The sequence below is a fragment of the [Bacteroides] pectinophilus genome (assembly GCA_025146925.1).
Taxonomy (GTDB): Bacteria; Bacillota; Clostridia; order Lachnospirales; family Lachnospiraceae; genus Bacteroides_F; species Bacteroides_F pectinophilus.
The window spans coordinates 2606135-2624294 of sequence record CP102260.1; the positions used below are offsets into that span (position 1 = coordinate 2606135).

The 18160-nt window shown below is 43.7% G+C and carries 14 protein-coding genes and 1 tRNA gene; 1 reads left to right on the forward strand and 14 read right to left on the reverse strand.

Annotated elements, in window-relative coordinates; all coding sequences use genetic code 11:
- Window positions 1-18: 18 nt before the first annotated feature.
- The 12 genes from NQ488_12300 to NQ488_12355 form a co-directional block, all read right to left on the reverse strand.
- On the reverse strand, window positions 19-828 hold the full coding sequence (locus NQ488_12300) for a hypothetical protein (GenBank protein ID UWN95319.1): 810 nt from the start codon (window positions 826-828) through the stop codon (window positions 19-21).
- 341 nt (window positions 829-1169) lie between these two features.
- Entirely contained in the window at window positions 1170-1700 is a 531-nt protein-coding gene (gene raiA, locus NQ488_12305) for a ribosome-associated translation inhibitor RaiA (protein UWN95320.1), read from the reverse strand.
- A gap of 489 nt (window positions 1701-2189) precedes the next feature.
- Complete coding sequence (gene fabG, locus NQ488_12310) at window positions 2190-2954, reverse strand: 3-oxoacyl-ACP reductase FabG (protein ID UWN95321.1); 765 nt, start codon at window positions 2952-2954, stop codon at window positions 2190-2192.
- Window positions 2944-4116, reverse strand: a complete 1173-nt coding sequence (locus tag NQ488_12315) for a DUF3880 domain-containing protein (protein ID UWN95322.1) — start codon at window positions 4114-4116, stop codon at window positions 2944-2946. Before NQ488_12315 ends, fabG begins: the two co-directional genes overlap by 11 nt.
- A gap of 174 nt (window positions 4117-4290) precedes the next feature.
- Window positions 4291-4671 (reverse strand): PAS domain-containing protein, encoded by a 381-nt coding sequence (locus NQ488_12320; protein UWN95323.1) that lies wholly within the window; start codon window positions 4669-4671, stop codon window positions 4291-4293.
- Between the two features lie 74 nt (window positions 4672-4745).
- Complete coding sequence (locus NQ488_12325; protein ID UWN95324.1) at window positions 4746-6068, reverse strand: M18 family aminopeptidase; 1323 nt, start codon at window positions 6066-6068, stop codon at window positions 4746-4748.
- The gene (locus tag NQ488_12330) at window positions 6068-7222 is read right to left on the reverse strand and encodes a DUF4317 domain-containing protein (GenBank protein UWN95325.1); all 1155 of its coding nucleotides are present in this window, start codon (window positions 7220-7222) and stop codon (window positions 6068-6070) included. The genes NQ488_12325 and NQ488_12330 overlap by 1 nt, the downstream gene beginning before the upstream one ends.
- A 78-nt stretch (window positions 7223-7300) precedes the next feature.
- Window positions 7301-7371, reverse strand: a tRNA-Gly gene (locus NQ488_12335).
- Between the two features lie 39 nt (window positions 7372-7410).
- Window positions 7411-8754, reverse strand: coding sequence for an MATE family efflux transporter (locus NQ488_12340; protein ID UWN95326.1), 1344 nt, complete (start codon window positions 8752-8754; stop codon window positions 7411-7413).
- A 30-nt stretch (window positions 8755-8784) separates the two neighbouring features.
- A complete protein-coding gene (locus NQ488_12345) occupies window positions 8785-9393 on the reverse strand; it encodes a cytidylate kinase-like family protein (protein ID UWN95327.1) in 609 nt (202 codons plus the stop codon).
- 99 nt (window positions 9394-9492) lie between these two features.
- Window positions 9493-11649, reverse strand: a complete 2157-nt coding sequence (gene nrdD, locus NQ488_12350) for an anaerobic ribonucleoside-triphosphate reductase (protein ID UWN95328.1) — start codon at window positions 11647-11649, stop codon at window positions 9493-9495.
- A gap of 165 nt (window positions 11650-11814) precedes the next feature.
- On the reverse strand, window positions 11815-13212 hold the full coding sequence (locus NQ488_12355) for a deoxyguanosinetriphosphate triphosphohydrolase (protein UWN95329.1): 1398 nt from the start codon (window positions 13210-13212) through the stop codon (window positions 11815-11817).
- Window positions 13213-13496: 284 nt separating this feature from the next.
- Between NQ488_12355 and NQ488_12360 the strand changes: the two genes are divergently transcribed.
- Window positions 13497-14672, forward strand: a complete 1176-nt coding sequence (locus tag NQ488_12360; protein UWN95330.1) for a cation:proton antiporter — start codon at window positions 13497-13499, stop codon at window positions 14670-14672.
- Here NQ488_12360 and NQ488_12365 read toward each other — a convergent pair.
- Complete coding sequence (locus NQ488_12365; protein ID UWN95331.1) at window positions 14644-17154, reverse strand: hypothetical protein; 2511 nt, start codon at window positions 17152-17154, stop codon at window positions 14644-14646. The two genes, NQ488_12360 and NQ488_12365, sit on opposite strands and share 29 nt — an antisense overlap.
- Before the next feature lie 17 nt (window positions 17155-17171).
- Entirely contained in the window at window positions 17172-18158 is a 987-nt protein-coding gene (locus NQ488_12370) for a Gfo/Idh/MocA family oxidoreductase (protein UWN95332.1), read from the reverse strand.
- Window positions 18159-18160: the final 2 nt, after the last annotated feature.

The following is an 18160-nucleotide window of genomic DNA, read 5'->3' on the forward strand; positions in this document are numbered from 1 at the left end:
CCTCCTCAATCCTAGATATCAGTCATATGGATATATATAATCCAATACCGCGTTAAAATCATATGTTGATGTTCCCGTTGTAACATTCTTCGCAACGAAGTCTACTCTGAGTAACGGCTGATACATAGGTTCTTTGCTATTCTTTATCTCTGTATAGCTAACATTGTTAAGCTTTATCTCCGTCTCATCACTCAGTGTCATCTTCATTGTCGGTTCATTGCATGTATTATTGCATGCTCTCTTATCAAGATTTGCTCTTACTCCGACAAGAATTGCACCATCAGGCAGAGCCTCTCCGCGCACTGTCTTGGTTACAGAATACGCCTTTCTCATTGCAACTGTTGTTGTATAATTACTGTTATTGGTAAATCTTATAAGATCTCCTATTGCAACACTGCCTCCCTTATATCCTATCTGATATGTTATAGTAAATGCAGCATTGCTTCCTGTACTTCCTGTCTTATTCTCTACAGTAACCGTATATTCTCCCGATGCACATGTAGTTCCTATTTCATTTACACATGTTTCATTACCACCTTTTCCAAGTGCATCTGATGTATATGTAGCATTAAGTTTATCTACTTTTAATTTTATATCGGCATCATCCGATACATTCTTAACACATACTTTCCAGCCAAATGTAGATCTTGCCATCGATTCACTAAGGTTGAACGTATATGTCTTTACCTCATTGGCATACGAGAAGCTGTCATTCACAGGCTGATTATATACCAGTTCTGTAGGTGTGGCACTTTCCGCTGCCTGTACATCCTTTGGCAGGCATACCATTGATGCCACCATCATTGCTGCTGCCAGAATACCGCTCATTACCTTTTGTACTTAACCATATTAATCCTCCATTCCGCAGGCACAAAGTGCCGGAGGAATCGCGAGCCAAATGTCAGATTTAGCTCTGCGATAGATGCTATTTGCGGTGCCTGCATATGGTATTGTAAATACAATATAAAACATTTAGCCTGACATGCGTTTATATAGTCCTGAATGCATGGAATATTCTGTAAAAATATATTTTATACGTCAAGTGTGCAAAAAAACTGCCGCCCAATGGACATCTTACGATATATCCATAAGGGCGGCAGCCTCTGATTCTTATTATTAATCCCTAATTATTATTTAATTGTTCATACCGAATTGCAATTATATGTTAATTAATACTCCGGCTCAATGAGACCATATGTATTGCCTTTTCTCTTGTAGACGACATTAATCTGCTCTGTCTCTGAATTAAAGAATACATAGAAGCTGTGTCCGAGAAGCTCCATCTGTACGCATGCTTCTTCAGGATCCATAGGCTTAACATCGAATCTCTTGGTACGGATAATCTTAACATCCGCATCATCATCCACATATTCCTTATCTATATATTCCTGAGCAAATGCTGCTGCATCCTGCTGCTTGTCAATCAGCTTATTCTTATACTTCTTAAGCTGTCTCTCAATTACCTCTTCTACGAGGTCAATTGATACATACATATCGTTGCTTACCTGCTCTGAACGGATTATGCTTCCCTTAACAGGTATTGTTACCTCTATCTTCTGTCTCTCCTTCTCAACGCTTAATGTTACTTTGACTTCTGTATCAGGTGCAAAGAACCTGTCCAACTTACCGAGCTTCTCCTCTACAGCTTCCTTAAGTCCATCTGTTACCTCGATATTTCTTCCTACTATTACGAATCGCATGATGTCCATCTCCTTTACCAGTAGATTTTACTTGAATTTATTATAACACAATTAACAAAAATAACAAGCTTTTTTCAATCAATTTATCGTTTTTGTCATTTTCGACAGGCATTTTATTGTAAATGTTGTGTCAAGTCTAAATTTGTTTTTTATTGTCATTTTATGTATTTTTTACATATTACACAAAACTAATGTTTGTTTTTTGTCTCAAAAATTCACCTCAATCCACAGCATTTTTTTGTGGATAAAGTGGATAACTTAGTGCATAACTATTTTATAGCGTAAATATCGCACTTTTCAAGGGTGTTTTTTGTGGATAACTTGGTGACTTCTTTGGATAACTTTGTGCATTTGTAAACAGTGCAAAAAATTAGCGCTTTTTTTTGGGTATGATGCACAATATTACAAAAGTCAACACTATATGACAAATATAAATTTTCTAATAATTCATGTATATATTCTGAAAAATCAGGATAATCAGGCCGGCAGTTATATCTGCCACCCACCATCGAGTGTTATTATCTGGCCTGTCAGATATTCCGGAGCCTGCGCTATAAGCCTTATCATTGCCGCCGCTTCTTCAGGTCTTCCAAGTCTTCCAGCCGGAATCTCATTGATAAGCGCCTGCATTTCATCAGCTTCAAGGAATGCATTCATTGATGTGTCAATCGCTCCGCATGCCACTGCATTTACCCGGATATTACTCGGAGCAAGCTCTTTTGCAAGTGCCCTTGTGAATGCATTCAGCCCTCCCTTGGATGCGGAGTATGCTACCTCACATGATGCTCCGATATTGCCCCACACTGAGGAAACATTTATAATACATCCTCTGCCGCTCTTAAGCATCATAGGTATCGCGCGGCGGCATGTATTGTACGCTGCCGTAAGATTGGTCGATATCACGGCATGCCACTCTTCAGGTGTCATGTCCTGAAGCAGTCCTATATACGATATTCCGGCATTGTTCACAAGTATGTCTATACCCCCAAGTCCTTCCTGTGCCGCAGACATTACCCTGTCGGCGTCTTCGGCACTGCCGACATCTCCCATGCACATAACGCATCTGCACCCAAGCTCTGTTATCTGCGCATGCAGACTTCTAAGTGCCTCTTCGTCATGCGCACAGTTGACTGCAACATCATATCCTTTTTTTGCAAATTCCAGTGCAGCGGCACGTCCTATTCCTCTTCCTGCTCCGGTCACAAGCACCCTTTCCCGTGCTTCTTCCTTCACGCTTCCGGTATTACTGTTCATAAATTGCTCCTTCCTTTTCCAATATATTAAAGATAACTTCTATTCTATTCCTGTATGTGTGATTCTGCATGACAAACCTGCGCCCCTGCTCTGCAATCTGCCGGCGCTCATCATCATGTGCCAGATAATAATCCGCCTTACGGCGCATGTCATCTATGCTTCCAAACCACGCCATATGCACACCATCCTCAAAATACGCCGGAAGCTCCGCCTGAAAGTTAGTCAGCACAAATCCTCCGCATGCCATTATATCCCAGACTCTCAATGGAATTCCGCTCCTTATATTGCGTATTGTGAAGTTCATGTTGATATCAGAACCGCAGAATACACGCGGCATATCGTTATGGTATTCTACACTTCCCATATTATGCACACCTTCAATAGGAAGATGGCTGTCTGTATACAGCTTCACCTCATGATTCATCCCAAGCAGTGAAAGGCAGCCGATTCTCTCACGCTGTGCCATCTTAAAGCCGAGAAAGGTTGTATTAAAAACAAGTCCCATATCCGACAGCGACCGTTCCGAATTCTTAAAATCTATAAGCTGCGAAAGCTGTGCAAGTATATCCGGCGTCAGCAGCCTGTCGAATATATTATCTCCGAATATATCAGCCTGCGCATTCATTGCAGCGTCAAAATACCCTTTAAGGTAAGGTGTAAGCCTGTCTTCAATTCTGTCATAGGAATTCTTCTCATAGAGGCTTCCCACAAACGATATCTCCGACTCAAATCCCGTTGTATCTATATTTTCTGCCCTTGCCGCCATAAGCTCATCCGCTGCGAGAGGAAGGTAATACACATGCCTGACACCTGCATTTTTAAAATAATAATACTGAACCTTATCAAATATAAATATAAAATTCACATCATTAAATACCGACTCATGATACATTGCTATAAGAGGGCTGTCACATGTCCATGATATATATGGGATACCGCACGTCTGGCATGCGTCCGACAGCTCGCCAAAATAATTCACCGTGAATACAATATCCGGTGTAAAGTCATTTATCTCATCTGCAAATCCTTCCACAACCGCCTGCCTTGACTCACCTGAGTCAGTATCATATTCAATAGTCTTTGTCCGGTGCCCCATGCTCTCGAACGCAGCGGTTATCGCGGGATAATTGTATACTTTCCATTTGTATATGAGAACCTTCATATTAATCTCCATTCCGCAGGCGCAAAGTGCCGGAGGTATCGCGGGCCTGATATCAGATTTGGCTCTGCGACAGATGCTATTTGTGGAGCCTGCGTCACAAACAGCGTATACAGAAAAACGCATCCGAAGATTGTTATGTCTTACAGATGCGTTCTATCCTTAACCAATATTATATTATTTGAACTTTGCTTCTGTATCAAGCTCTATAATGCTTGCAAGTTCTGTAGATGATACTCTTATCATTCTGTGTCCCTTAATCAGTGTGTTCTGAATCTCAAGCATTGAACATACTGCTTTGACTTCTCCGTTCTTGCACATCACTGTGTGCTCATAACAGATGTTGCTTGAGAATACAAACTCTTCTCTAAGCTTGCCAACTATCTGCTTAATATCAAGACATGGAACAAGGTCCTTATATGTAACCCCCTCCGCTATATCTTCTCTTGTATATCCGAACATCTTCATGAAGCCCTCATCTGCCGTAATAATTCTTCCTGAACGGAGCTCCATTAAGCACTGTGAACACTCTAACTTGTGTACCTTTGTCTGATCCATGATTCCCATCTCCCATTAATAATCGATTAACTCTATGCTGTCATTATATATCAATAAGTGTATTTGCGCAATGTCTAATGTTGTGCAAGGAATGCGGCAGCAAGCCTGTCAAGGTTCCTCTGGTCAGATACTGACATTGTCTCCATCGCAGAATGCATTGCAAGAATAGGTATTCCTATATCTGCACTTCTCATCGGAAGCTGTGATGAGAGTATTGAACCAATCGTACTGCCGCCCGGAATATCCGACCTCAAGTAATTGACACTGCACTTCACCCTGTTATTACCGGCAAGTTCAAGGAGCTGTGCCGTCATATCGGCATCAGTGCAGTAATTCTGTCTGCTGCTGCACTTAATGGTAACACCGCTTCCCAGGCTTACTCCGGATGTCGGGTCGTATTTTTCGGGATGATTAGGATTATTGGCATGTGCAACATCAAGTGAAAGGAATTCTCCATTCATAACCATCGCCAGATATTCATTCCTGTCATACCCAAGCGATATGCATATTCTCTCTATTATATTGGCAAGAATGGTGCTGTCTGCACCATTCTTACTCCTGCTTCCGACCTCCTCATGGTCAAAGAATGCACTGATGACTATTCCCTGATTGTCCTCTATTCCTGTTATTGCATCAAGACATGCCTTTTCAGAGCTTACATTATCAATTCCGCCAGCCATAAGAAGTTCTCTGTCTCTTCCGACATACACGGGCTTCTCAGCATTGTAAATGCTTATATCATAGCTTAATATATCTTCAGGCTTAGCACTCACATTGTGTATGCGGTGTATATGATAAGCAAGCTCCTCCCTGAAGCTGTAACCCTTCTCATTGCTGTCATTCTGCGCATGTACTTCCTGTGCATATGCAAGAGGCAGCATGTCAATCTGCTTATTAAGCTCTATCCCTTCATTAATCTTGCGGTTCATGTGTATTGCAACATTGGGAATGACAAATGCAGGTCCATCAAAGTCAACAAGGAACTTTGCTGCCCTGCCATCCTTACCTCTTACCCATGCGCAGCCTGCCGCACCAAGCGGTCTGTCAAGCCACGTATTAAGAATCGCGCCGCCGTAGCTCTCTACATTAAGCTTTACATAGCTTCCCTGCTTAACTTCCGGATTCTCCTTTACCCTGAATCCCGGATGGTCTGTATGTGATGCAATTATCCTGAGCTTATCCTGTTTATCCGGCATGCCCACAGAAGCTACAGCACTTCCGGTTCTGAAAGCAATAACTGTTGTACCAAACGGACACACATAGTATCCGTGTCCCGGTTCGAGCTTCCACGCTTCATCTGTCTTAAGCTCAGTAAATCCACCGGTCTCATTAAGCTTTTTTATTATGTAATCCGAGGCATGGTATACTGACAATGCATTGGTAAGGAAATCAATCATCACTCTTCCTCCTGCTCTTTGCTTCCCGGCATTCTTACATCAATGCCGTTGACCTGTACACTGTCGCTTAATGTAATAAGAAGATACGGAACGTTGTCTATCATCCTTGTCTCCACAAGGTCGGTTCTGTCAGGCTTTACCTGAACAACAACATCCGGTGTCTTAATCTCAAACTTACGTGTACTTGCCACATTGGATGCAAGCAGAGGCTGTGTCATTGAACCGCCCGCTGCTTCTTCAAAATTATTCTCGAGCTCTTCTATCTTCCGGTTGTCAACGCCGCTTGCTGCGAGCAGATTAACAACCTCCTTTCTGCCAAGTTCAAGCGGTGTCTCATCATCCTTCTTTTCCTCAATAAGCTCTGTAAGCTGCTCGTGAATCTCCTTAACAACTTCAAATTCACACTCATCACCAAGCGTATCCTGAATTATCGCCTGGAAGGTCTCCTTCTGTCCGCCTGCTGTCATCGGAAGTGTACAGCCAAGCACTGTCTCAACGAAGTCGAACTTGAGCTCCTCTGCCTTGGAGGAATAATACAAAATGCTGTTCACATCTGCGCTTCTCTCGTTAAATGCAGGATAAAGGAAGCCCATTGCCGGCATATCCACTACCCAGTCACGTATTCTCTCATGAAACCCATTCTGCTCACTGTTATATGAAAGTCCCGGCTTGGACAGCTTAACAGGACATATGCAGCAGAGTATATGTCTGTATATCTCGTCCGATGCATCCTCCATCTCAATTCCGTCAGAGGTTCTGCCCGGAACGTCATACACTCCGTACACCAGAAGTATAAGATAGTTATCAGCCGTGTTGTAATTAGCTATAATCTCATCATAAAATGTCTCCAGCACCGCATCATCCTTAAGCTCACTGTCACGCAGATCCATAAGCTTCTGTTGTGATACCGTAACTTCGGTTGCTGCATCGGCAAATTCCATGTTGAGGATATTCCTGCCGAGTGTTCCCGTCATGCATTTTCTGAATATAGCCATATACTTGTGCATCTCATCCTGTGGAAGCGATAAAAATGCCTCGCGCATCATGGACTTTTTATTCTTGTCACCATCAACATAGCATCCGCAGATTGTTGATATGACACTGTTCTCGTTGGCAAAAAGCTTCTTAATCTCTGAAATCTCTTTTTTGTTCATTGCTTCTCCTTACCGTCCTAAAAATACAGGGCGCAAGCCGCAATCAACAGCCACGCCCTATAAATGATAATTTCATTAAGCAGATAGCGGGAATCGAACCCGTCTCTCCAGCTTGGGAAGCTGGCATTCTACCGATGAACTATATCTGCAGATATCATTAATATGATATCACTATAGAATCGCAATTGTCAACCAATCCCGAATCTCTTCTTAAGCCTTCTGCTGCAATATATAAATGCAGGAATCAGGAATATATCTGCTGCCACCCACGCACACGGATTAGCCATGCATGCTCCGTTGAACCGGAATACCGGAACAAGCGTGAATGCAACGACAGTTCTTGCAACCATCTCAAACACACCGGCAAGAACAGCAAAGCCCGCAAAGCCCATTCCCTGTATACAGAAACGTATGATATTAACGAGTGCAAGCGGTATGAAGAACAGCGCATTGACGATAAGAAATGTATGTGTCATCGCTATTACCTGCGTCTCCGATGCATCAACAAACAGCAGTGCTATGTAGCTTCCGAACAGATACTGTACCACAAGTGCCGCAATACTGTATACTGAACCCACTATCACGGCTGCACGTATTCCTGCACCTATTCTGTCGACCTCCTTGGCTCCTGCATTCTGGCCGCCGTATGTTGCCATTGTTGAACCAAGTGCATCGAACGGGCACGCGAAGAACATCTGAAGCTTACTTCCTGCCGTCATCGCAGCAACACTTACAGAACCGAGTGTATTAACCGATGTCTGTAAGATTACGCTTCCTATCGCTGTTATCGAATACTGAAGCCCCATCGGGACACCATTTACAATGAGGTTAATCGCATGCTGTCTGTGAATCTGTTTCTCACCCTTTTGGAACTTAAGCACGTCATACTTCTTATTCATGTAAATGAGACACAGAAGACCTGACACAAACTGTGATATATCTGTCGCCCACGCAGCTCCTGCAACTCCCATCTTAAGGCCTGTTATGAACCATATATCAAGGAATATATTCATAACCGCCGAAAGCACCAGGAATATTACGGGAGTCTTACTGTCTCCGAGCGCTCTTATTATACTTGATACGATATTATACAAAAATACTGTAGGTATTCCGGCAAATATTATTACTATGTAATTATATGAATGCCAGAAAATATTGTCCGGAGTCTTCATAAGTCTGAGAATTGACTGTGTGAACACAACCGAAAGTATAGTAAGTACTATCGAAAATACAATGCTCAGAATATAGCTGTTATAGACATATTTTCTAAGTTCCGAATACCTGCCCGCTCCGAACTGCTGGGCTATAGGTATTGCAAATCCACCGCATACGCCCATGCAGAAGCCGATTATCATAAAGTTAATTGAGCCTGTGGCTCCTACACCGGCAAGTGCCTCTACGCCAAGCGTCTTACCTACTATCATTGTATCTACAAGATTGTAGAACTGCTGAAAAAGCATTCCGAACAAAAGCGGAATGGAAAAACCGAGAATAAGCTTCATCGGCGAGCCTTTTGTCATATCCCTGACCATTGTTATTACCTCATGATTGTGATATTGATATTAAGACTGCCCTGTTCTTGCCTTTATGTAAGCCTCTATGACATCCGCAGTCTTCTCAAGCCCAAGTCTGCTGCTGTTGATGAGCAGATCGTAATATCTCGAATCGCCCCACTTGCCATCACTGTAATAATTATGATATGACTTGCGCTTTTTGTTCTTAGCCCTTATCATTCTTGCAGCTTCAGCCTCCGATACATTCACAATTCTGCTGATCCGCTCAATCTTCCTGTCATCATCCGCCGTCACAAATATAGTTATAAGTCCCTTATTCCCCGCGAGTATAGCATCTGCACAGCGCCCTACTATTACAAACGAATCTCCTCTTGATGCCATTGCACGTATGTAGTCAAACTCCATATTGGCAAGACCGTCTTCGGGAGCATTGCTGTAACCGCGAACTGTCTGCGATACAAATGCACGTCTCGGAGATTCATCATACTTCTCAATTGCCGAAACGTCAATACCTTTTTCACGGGCAACTTCACTAAGAAGATTCCTGTCATAAAATGGAAGATTCATTCTCTCAGCAATCATCTTTGCAATCTCATGTCCGCCGCTTCCGTATTCGCGTCCTACTGCTATAATCACCTGTCTGTCTTCATGTTCCATATCTGTCTCCATTTCTGCACTTTACATGCATAAAACCGAACTTTCCACGAATTATCCTACTTAGATTATAACATATCCGGAGCTATTTTAAAGCCAATATTACAAATGCAGAACACGCTCTCTTATCTCCTGTGTTCTTCCCTGATTCCAGAACTGCGTGCCGATATAGCCGCAGGTTCTTCTTGCGACATTAAGCGTATTCTGGTCCCTGTTATGGCAGTTAGGGCATTCCCATACAAGCTTTCCGCCATCCTCAACTATCTGTATCTCTCCGTCAAAACCGCACTTCTGGCAGTAATCGCTCTTGGTGTTAAGCTCGGCATACATGATGTTGTCATATATGAACTGAAGAACCGTTATGACTGCATTTATATTGTTCTGAAGATTAGGAACTTCCACATAGCTTACAGCGCCGCCGGTTGACAGTGCCTGGAACTGTGATTCAAACTTAAGCTTTGCAAATGCATCTATCTTCTCTGTAACATTAACATGGTAGCTGTTAGTTATATATCCCTTATCGGTAACGCCCTCAATAATGCCAAATCTCTTCTGAAGGCACTTTGCAAACTTATATGTAGTGCTCTCAATCGGAGAACCGTAGATGCTGAATGCGATGTCGGTCTCCTTGGTCCATCTGTCACACGCTTCATTCATGTGCTTCATGACTTCAAGTGCAAACGGTGTTGCCTCCGGGTCAGTATGTGACTTGCCGGTCATATAGCGAACACATTCGCACAGTCCCGCATAACCGAGTGATATTGAAGAATATCCGCCATACAGGAGCCTGTCTATCTTCTCACCCTTCTTAAGTCTTGCAAGTGCTCCGTGCTGCCAGAGGATAGGTGCTGCATCCGACAGTGTTCCCTTAAGTCTCTCATGTCTGCACATGAGTGCCCTGTAGCAGAGCTGAAGCCTCTCGTCAAATATCTCCCAGAATCTGTCATAGTTCCTGCCTGATGAAAGTGCCACATCTACAAGATTAATTGTAACAACACCCTGATTGAATCTTCCGTAGAACTTGTAATTGCCATTCTCATCCTTCCAAGGTGCGAGCGCACTGCGGCAGCCCATAACAGGGAAGCAGTTGCCTTCCTTAAGTTCTTTCATCTTCTTTTCAGATATATAGTCAGGTACCATTCTCTTAGCCGTGCATCTCGCAGCAAGCTCCGTAAGATAATAGTATGGCTCTCCTTCACGGATGTTGTCCTCTTCAAGAACATATATAAGCTTAGGAAATGCCGGTGTTATCCATACACCCTTTTCGTTCTTGACACCCTTTATTCTCTGTCTTAGCATCTCCTCAGTTATGAGTGCAAGGTCCTTCTTCTCGCTCTCATTCTTTGCTTCATTAAGATACATAAATATAGTCAGGAAAGGTGCCTGTCCGTTAGTTGTCATAAGGGTGATTACCTGATACTGTATTGTCTGGATGCCCTTCTCTACTTCCTTGCGGAGTCTCTTCTCAACTATCTCGTTAAGCACTTCCTCTCCCGCATTGCTTCCAAGCATCTTAACTTCGTCAAGCACCTCCTTCTTAATCTTATCTCTCGACACCTGTACAAACGGCGCAAGATGTGCAAGGCTTATACTCTGTCCGCCGTACTGGTTGCTTGCAACCTGTGCTATTATCTGCGTGGCAATATTGCATGCTGTTGAGAAGCTGTGCGGCTTTTCGATATATGTTCCGCTTATGATAGTTCCGTTCTCAAGCATATCTTCAAGATTAACGAGGTCACAGTTATGCATATGCTGTGCAAAATAATCCGAATCATGGAAATGTATTATGCCCTGCCTGTCTGCTTCAACGATATCCGGCGGCAGCAGTATTCGCCTTGAAAGATCCTTGCTTACCTCTCCTGCCATATAGTCACGCTGTACACTGTTTACAACAGGATCCTTATTGGAATTCTCCTGAAGGACTTCCTCATTATTACATTCTATAAGTGAAAGAATTCTGTCATCTGTCGTGTTGGACTTACGCACAAGCGAACGCGTATAACGGTATCTTACATATCCCTTGGCAATCTCAAATGCGCCCTTGGCCATTATCTGGTTTTCTACAAGATCCTGAATCTCCTCCACAGATAATGTCCTGTTCATCTTCTCGCACTTGTACTCTATATAGTCCGCAATATCATCAATCTGCTCTTCCGTCAGCTCTTTTCTTATTCCTGCATCATTGGCTTTCCTGATTGCCATTATAATCTTATCAATATCAAATTCTTCTTCCGAGCCGTTGCGCTTTATTATCTTCATTCCTGCTTCTCCCTTTCCCTGTATGATAAATCCGGTTCAATATAATGTCCCCGCCCGCGTGCATTATTGACTAACCTTTAATCATTAAATGCATGTAGCCCTTATAGTATAACCACAATATATAGATAATTCAAGTGGTATTTTTACCAAATATTGCGTCTGCTTTTATACAAACAACCCATTGTAAAGCCGCTTCGCATAGCTGTCCGTCATGCCGCTTATGTAGTCAGTTACCATAAGTATCCTGAGATAAAGCTTCTCACTTTCGTCCCTGCCATCTGACTGGGCTTTGTACATTGATTTGTAGAATCCCGATATTATATCAATCGTCCGGCAGTCGATAAATGTCATTTTATCGTCTGTGTCAAAACGCACTGCTGCCGGCATAAACTGTCCAAGCAGTGATTCTATTACTCTTCTTCCGAACAGCTCTGTCTTAATCTTAACGGGACTTGTATATATCATCTGCTCGCTAAGCTGTGATATTGCTCCGATTATGTGGCCTGATGATGTATTTTCAAAAAGCCCGCCTTCAAATGTTCCGTTTATTATTGCATCATAATTCTTTACAAATGAATCCGAGGCCTCTTCTATCATTAACCTCTTCATGCGCTTATTCCACATCTGAAGTGCCGTCAGTTCAGGATTTCTGTGCCCGCTTCCTATCTCTTTTGCACACAGTTCCTTAAGTATACCTATATTCTTATACATGTTGTCATATCCATTGGCTTCTGCATACACTTCCAGCGATGCTTCTATCTGGGAATAGCTGATAACTTTCTTGACCATTGCGTCTTCTATGTCGGATGTTCTGTACGCTATGTCATCTGCTGCCTCAAGAAGATATGAGAGAGGATGCCTGCTGCCATTCATTCCCGTCTTTGACGATATGTCGTCAAAAAGCGCCTTTTCAGCAGTATTATAGCCGAATTTACGATATTTTGATGACGATGCGACTGCAACAGACGAGACCGGATATTTGATTATTGCCGCAAGCACCGCATATGACAGGTTGAACCCTGCAAGTGTTCCCAGATATGGCGTTGCAGACAATATTCTCAGTGATTGCGCATTGCCTTCAAAATGGTACAGGTCTCCGAGCTGTTCGTCTGTAAGTATTCTGTCTATGCTTACACCTTTAAGCTTAAGGCTGCTTATATTATTCTGAAACCATTCCCTTATTGCATATTCGCCAAAATGTCCGAATGGCGGATTGCCTATATCATGAACAAGCCCTGCACACAGAAGCACATCAGAAAAATCTTTTTCCGAATGCGTATCAAACCACTCATCCGCACCGGCATCACGTAACTTTCTGAATACATACTCTCCGAGCTTTTTTCCTATGGCCGAAACTTCCAGTGAATGCGTCAGTCGTGTTCTTACATAATCATCTTCCTCAAGCGGAAACACCTGGGCTTTATCCTGAAGTCTTCTGAAAAGCGTGCTGCTTATTATCGTGTCATAATCATTCTCATATGTAACTTCACCGCATTCTGCAGCATCCGCACTATCTTCATGATATCGTGCATCTGACATAAGCATATTCCAGTTCATTGCCATAGAAAATCCTCCATCTGTAATTGTGTTCAGGTAATAATTATTGTTCATAGCACCATTGATTTAATAATAACACATGCAGGAAAGCAATTTAATAATCCTTATTACCCATTTTCATGACCTGTAAGACATGCTATCATCGTCATCATGGGAGGAACGGTTATGTACTATGAAACAAAATACAAAACAGGCAAAGGTGCTATTCTTCCTTCGGTTATTGGAATAATGGCTGATGTGATTCTCATAATTGTACTGTCATTCAATCTGCTTTAGGAGGAATCACTGACATGTTACTTAGTATCGCACTCATTATGCTTATCGGCATGGCATCGGGATATATATGCCGCCGTCTGAAGCTGCCGGGTCTTCTCGGCATGATTATCACGGGAATTATATTAGGTCCGTATGTGCTTGACCTGATAGACCCGTCAATTCTTAACATTTCCGCTGACCTGCGTAAGATTGCCCTTATAATAATTCTTACAAGAGCCGGACTTACGCTTGACATTAATGACCTTAAGCGTGTCGGAAGACCTGCCATTCTTATGTGCTTTGTACCGGCAACCTTTGAGCTTGCGGGAATGCTTCTTCTGGCTCCCCGTATTCTTGGAATAAGCCTGCTCGAGGCCGCCATTATGGGTGCTGTTGTTGCGGCAGTATCTCCTGCCGTCGTTGTCCCTAAGATGATTAAGCTTATTGATGAAGGCTACGGAACTAAAAAAAGCATCCCGCAGCTTATTCTTGCAGGTGCTTCCGTGGATGATGTGTATGTAATAGTTCTTTTCAGTACATTTACAGGGCTTGCAAAGGGAGACCGCGTCTCTGCAATGAGCTTTATTAATATCCCCGTATCCGTAGTGTTGGGAATAGCTCTCGGAATTGCGTCAGGATGGCTTCTTGCCGTATACTTCGAGAAAGTTCATGTGCGCGACACTATCAAAGTTATTATAGTGCTCAGTATATCATTTATTCTTGTGTCTGCCGAAAATGCCCTGAGTACTCCGATTACATTCTCGGCACTGATAGCTGTTATGTTCATGGGAATTGCTCTTTCAAGATACCGCAATGAAACTGCGGTACGCCTGTCGGGAAAGTTTAACAGACTGTGGGTTGGGGCCGAGGTTGTCCTGTTCGTGCTCGTAGGCGCTTCTGTCGATATCGGATATGCGCTGTCTGCCGGAGCCGGTGCAGTCATTCTTATATTCGGTGTGCTGATATTCAGGATTGCAGGCGTATTTGTCTGCCTGCCCGGTACGAATCTTAATATGAAAGAAAGATTATTCTGTATGCTTGCATATACTCCAAAAGCCACTGTCCAGGCTGCAATCGGAAGTGTTCCTCTTGCAATGGGACTTTCATGCGGAAGCATAGTGCTCACTGTAGCGGTGCTTGCAATATTAATAACAGCACCGCTCGGAGCATTTATGATAGATCTTACTTATAAGAAACTTTTAAGCCTGTAAGGGTTGTGGTGTTCTGCCAGCCGCCGGTTCCCGTGGTTCCGGTGTGCTGGACTGCAATTCCACCATGCAGATTATCGGGAACATCTGCCTTAAGATGGACTTCCTGTAATGCATGCTGCTCTGCCGTAGTCCTGACATCAGCCGTAAGACTTCCATCCATGTATTTCACATCTATGATACACTCTGACACAAAGCAGCCGGATATTACTTTGTCAGATATAAATGTCGTTGTTCCCTCTTCATATTGCACAAGTACAAATACACACGCGTTGGATGCCTTTGGACTCCTGTAAATTCTTAAGCCGTATCCGGTAAGATTCTCCGTATCAAACTTAATGCATACATCCATATACTGATATGCGCTTCCAAAGCCCTGACATGACGTCTTGGCAGGCTCTGCCGTAAGGTGCAGGCTCATACCTCTATATATCTTAACCCGGTCATTCTGTCTGTAGGTCGGTGTATACATAATTCTTGCGCCCTGCGTTCCCTGATACAATCCGGGATGCGTGCAGCCGTCACCTGTTATGCCGTAATGCCACGGCTCTGTACACTCTTCACCGTGCCAGCTTCCGAAGCTGCAGGTATCTGTCGGACGGTAATAATCCACAGACCACATGCCTTCGGCTATATTTTTCCCCATATTGAGAGGAATATCTGAAAAATCTGTGCAAATGTCATAGCCATCAGTATCCGTATCTGCAATTCTTCTGTCTGTAACCGCAACAACTTTTGCACCATCACAGCTTGATGTGCATCTCGGAATGACAGAGGCTCCTATATAACTGCCGACATCTGCTGCCGTTATCTTATATGACAGTTTAGGGCTGTTTCTTGTAATTGCAGTCAATCTTGCACCCTCACCCCTGCTGCCGTCACAGCGGTACCATGAGACAACCGACCTGTCCGTATGACCGTTAAGTTCAAGCTCATAGCTAAGCTCTGCATTACCATTGCAGATTGACAACTCCGGGTATTTAGTGAATTGCGGTGCTTCCGTTACAGGAGCATCTATTCTGAGCTTATATGCTCCGTGCAGTCCGATTGCCGTCACAGCCTCTATTACAACATCCACGTATTCTTTATCGATATTGCAAAACGCTTCCGGTCTTCCGGTAACAGTGCAGCTTCCGTCATTATTGTCATTTACATTGACAAAGTCCTTATAAATATCATCGACATAGAATGTTATATTGCCGGCATCACCGATGCCGCCCCAGAAGCACAGTGCCCTGGATGATACAACCGCCTTGGATGATGCAGCCGCCCCGGAAACTGTTCCTGCGGACAGGCCACTGTTCTGCACGCTGTCAGCATCTGCCTGTATACACTCCGCATCTGACGACAGTATAAGCTGCACCGGAATATTATCAGCCGAACATGCGCCGGACTGTACGCCAACATTCAACGGATCCCAGCCATCACTGCCTCTTAGCAGGTTGTAGGTATTATAGCATCCGTAATCATCAAGCCTGTATGCCTTAAGAAGCGGCAGTCCTGACATATCAACGGTTGTCTTTGACCGTAGTCCGCCAATCACAACACTCTCTTTGTTATGCGTATTATCGCACTGGTAACATCTGAGCTGCGGGTCAGGGTATCTTGTCCAGCCGATTCCGAACGGAACATCAAAATTGCTGTGATATCTGCACCCAACAGCCGCCACCTGTCCGCCATCCTTTGTAAAATACTGCATTCCCTCAACCCGCGGGTCTGCCTCAAGGCAGTTAAAATCGCAGTCAAGGAAAACGGCACCTGTCCGGGTCGCTGAAAAAAGCGGTCTGCTTCCGTAAAAGTCAAAATCACAGCCGACAAAAACAGCATTGCTTGTTATTGCATCATTAGTTGATTCAAAATGGCAGTTATGGTACAAGGCTCTGTCGGCACCCTCAACAGGCCTTAAGTTAAGCCTGCCGATAAAGCGGCAGTTATCGGCGAACATTCTGTCACCCTGCATTATTGCAAGCTGTGCCTGTGTTATCGCATCTGTGCGCCTTCTGTGATTCCTGGATGCATCACGCTTATATTCAAGGTCTGTACTGCAATAATTACCTATCGTCAGATTCTTTATAGTCAATGATTCACACTCAAAATGAAACATTGTGTAGTTGCCGTTGGCTCCGTGCGACTGTCCTCTGTTGCCTGCAATCACAACATCCTCTGCATCGTCTGTAAGCCCGGCAAATTCAAGGCTGTGCGCTGTAACAGCTATTCCGTAAGGTACGTCATAGCCGCCCCACGGCTGCATAGTGTCGTCTGCCTCAGGGTCATCAATCCAGTATACGCCGGGCATTATGTACACTGTCAGCTTCTTATCCGCCATCTTTTTTGAGTTAATTGCATCCTCTGTGGGCGTGGGTCTGAGCATGCTTTGTATATTATTGTAAATGTAGCTGCCTGCCTGCACCTCTGTATCTGTGAGTGATGCATCAAGAAGCACATGCTCGCTGTCAAGTGGTAATTCATAACCTTTGTAATTCATTCGGTGGTCTCCTTATATCACTTACTTATCTCTATGTGAACGTCATCCTTCTGCCATTCTGTCATTATGTCATTCATCAGCTTTAACACCGTAATGCTGTCCTTTGGCGTATATATCCTGCTTGACTGCATATGATGCTTTACACATGATGACACTTCGCGTATCTCATACTCAAATCCATTAATATCCACAGGGCTCTCAACCGTGTATTCTTCATCATTATCCGGCTTCACAGTCATTGATACTGCATGCTGGAAGTCATCTATATATATGCTTCCCTTTGTCCCGAATATTGCAGCATGCCTGTCAATCTTCATTCCGATTGTCTGTATACATTGTGCTGTTCGTCCTCCCGGATATGCCAGCTGCAATACACTGTAATCATCTGTGCCATACTCATTCATATGAACACAGGTATCAAAGCTCTCCGGTGCCGCATTCATAATCATATGAAGAAATCCGAGATTATATATGCCTATATCCAAAAGTGCGCCTCCGCCAAGCTCTGCCTTGAACTTACGCTCACGTCTTGCTCCTGTCGCAATAAAGCCATACTCACATCTTGCATGACGCACATCACCTATTACACCATTTTCGATTAAACCGGTTAATTCCCGGTAGAGCGGCAGAAATCTTATCCAGAAGGCTTCCATTATAAACAGTCCCTTCTGTGCAGCGTAATCATACAGCTTCTCAGCCTGCGATGCCTCTATCGTAAATGGCTTCTCACATAACACATGCTTTCCTGCATCAAGACACATCACACAGTTCTCATAATGCATACTGTTGGGTGTTGCAATATACACTGCATCAACTCCCGCATCCTTAAGCATGGCTTCGTACGAACCATAATATCCCGGTATTCCGAACTCATTGGCAAATGCCGCTGCTTTCTCTTCACTTCTTGAGGCAACTGCCACGAGCTTCTCCTCTCCTCCCATACGATTCACGGTATCGGCAAACTTCCGTGCAATTGTTCCTGTTGCAAGTATTCCCCAATTCATCG

Excerpts from the sequence above, each read along its gene's own strand:
- NQ488_12300 (UWN95319.1), bottom strand. The coding sequence starts at position 828 with ATGAGCGGTATTCTGGCAGCAGCAATGATGGTGGCATCAATGGTATGC.
- raiA (UWN95320.1), bottom strand. The coding sequence starts at position 1,700 with ATGCGATTCGTAATAGTAGGAAGAAATATCGAGGTAACAGATGGACTT.
- fabG (UWN95321.1), bottom strand. The coding sequence starts at position 2,954 with ATGAACAGTAATACCGGAAGCGTGAAGGAAGAAGCACGGGAAAGGGTG.
- NQ488_12315 (UWN95322.1), bottom strand. The coding sequence starts at position 4,116 with ATGAAGGTTCTCATATACAAATGGAAAGTATACAATTATCCCGCGATA.
- NQ488_12320 (UWN95323.1), bottom strand. The coding sequence starts at position 4,671 with ATGGATCAGACAAAGGTACACAAGTTAGAGTGTTCACAGTGCTTAATG.
- NQ488_12325 (UWN95324.1), bottom strand. The coding sequence starts at position 6,068 with ATGATTGATTTCCTTACCAATGCATTGTCAGTATACCATGCCTCGGAT.
- NQ488_12330 (UWN95325.1), bottom strand. The coding sequence starts at position 7,222 with ATGAACAAAAAAGAGATTTCAGAGATTAAGAAGCTTTTTGCCAACGAG.
- NQ488_12340 (UWN95326.1), bottom strand. The coding sequence starts at position 8,754 with ATGGTCAGGGATATGACAAAAGGCTCGCCGATGAAGCTTATTCTCGGT.
- NQ488_12345 (UWN95327.1), bottom strand. The coding sequence starts at position 9,393 with ATGGAACATGAAGACAGACAGGTGATTATAGCAGTAGGACGCGAATAC.
- nrdD (UWN95328.1), bottom strand. The coding sequence starts at position 11,649 with ATGAAGATAATAAAGCGCAACGGCTCGGAAGAAGAATTTGATATTGAT.
- NQ488_12355 (UWN95329.1), bottom strand. The coding sequence starts at position 13,212 with ATGGCAATGAACTGGAATATGCTTATGTCAGATGCACGATATCATGAA.
- NQ488_12360 (UWN95330.1), top strand. The coding sequence starts at position 13,497 with ATGTTACTTAGTATCGCACTCATTATGCTTATCGGCATGGCATCGGGA.
- NQ488_12365 (UWN95331.1), bottom strand. The coding sequence starts at position 17,154 with ATGAATTACAAAGGTTATGAATTACCACTTGACAGCGAGCATGTGCTT.
- NQ488_12370 (UWN95332.1), bottom strand. The coding sequence starts at position 18,158 with ATGAATTGGGGAATACTTGCAACAGGAACAATTGCACGGAAGTTTGCC.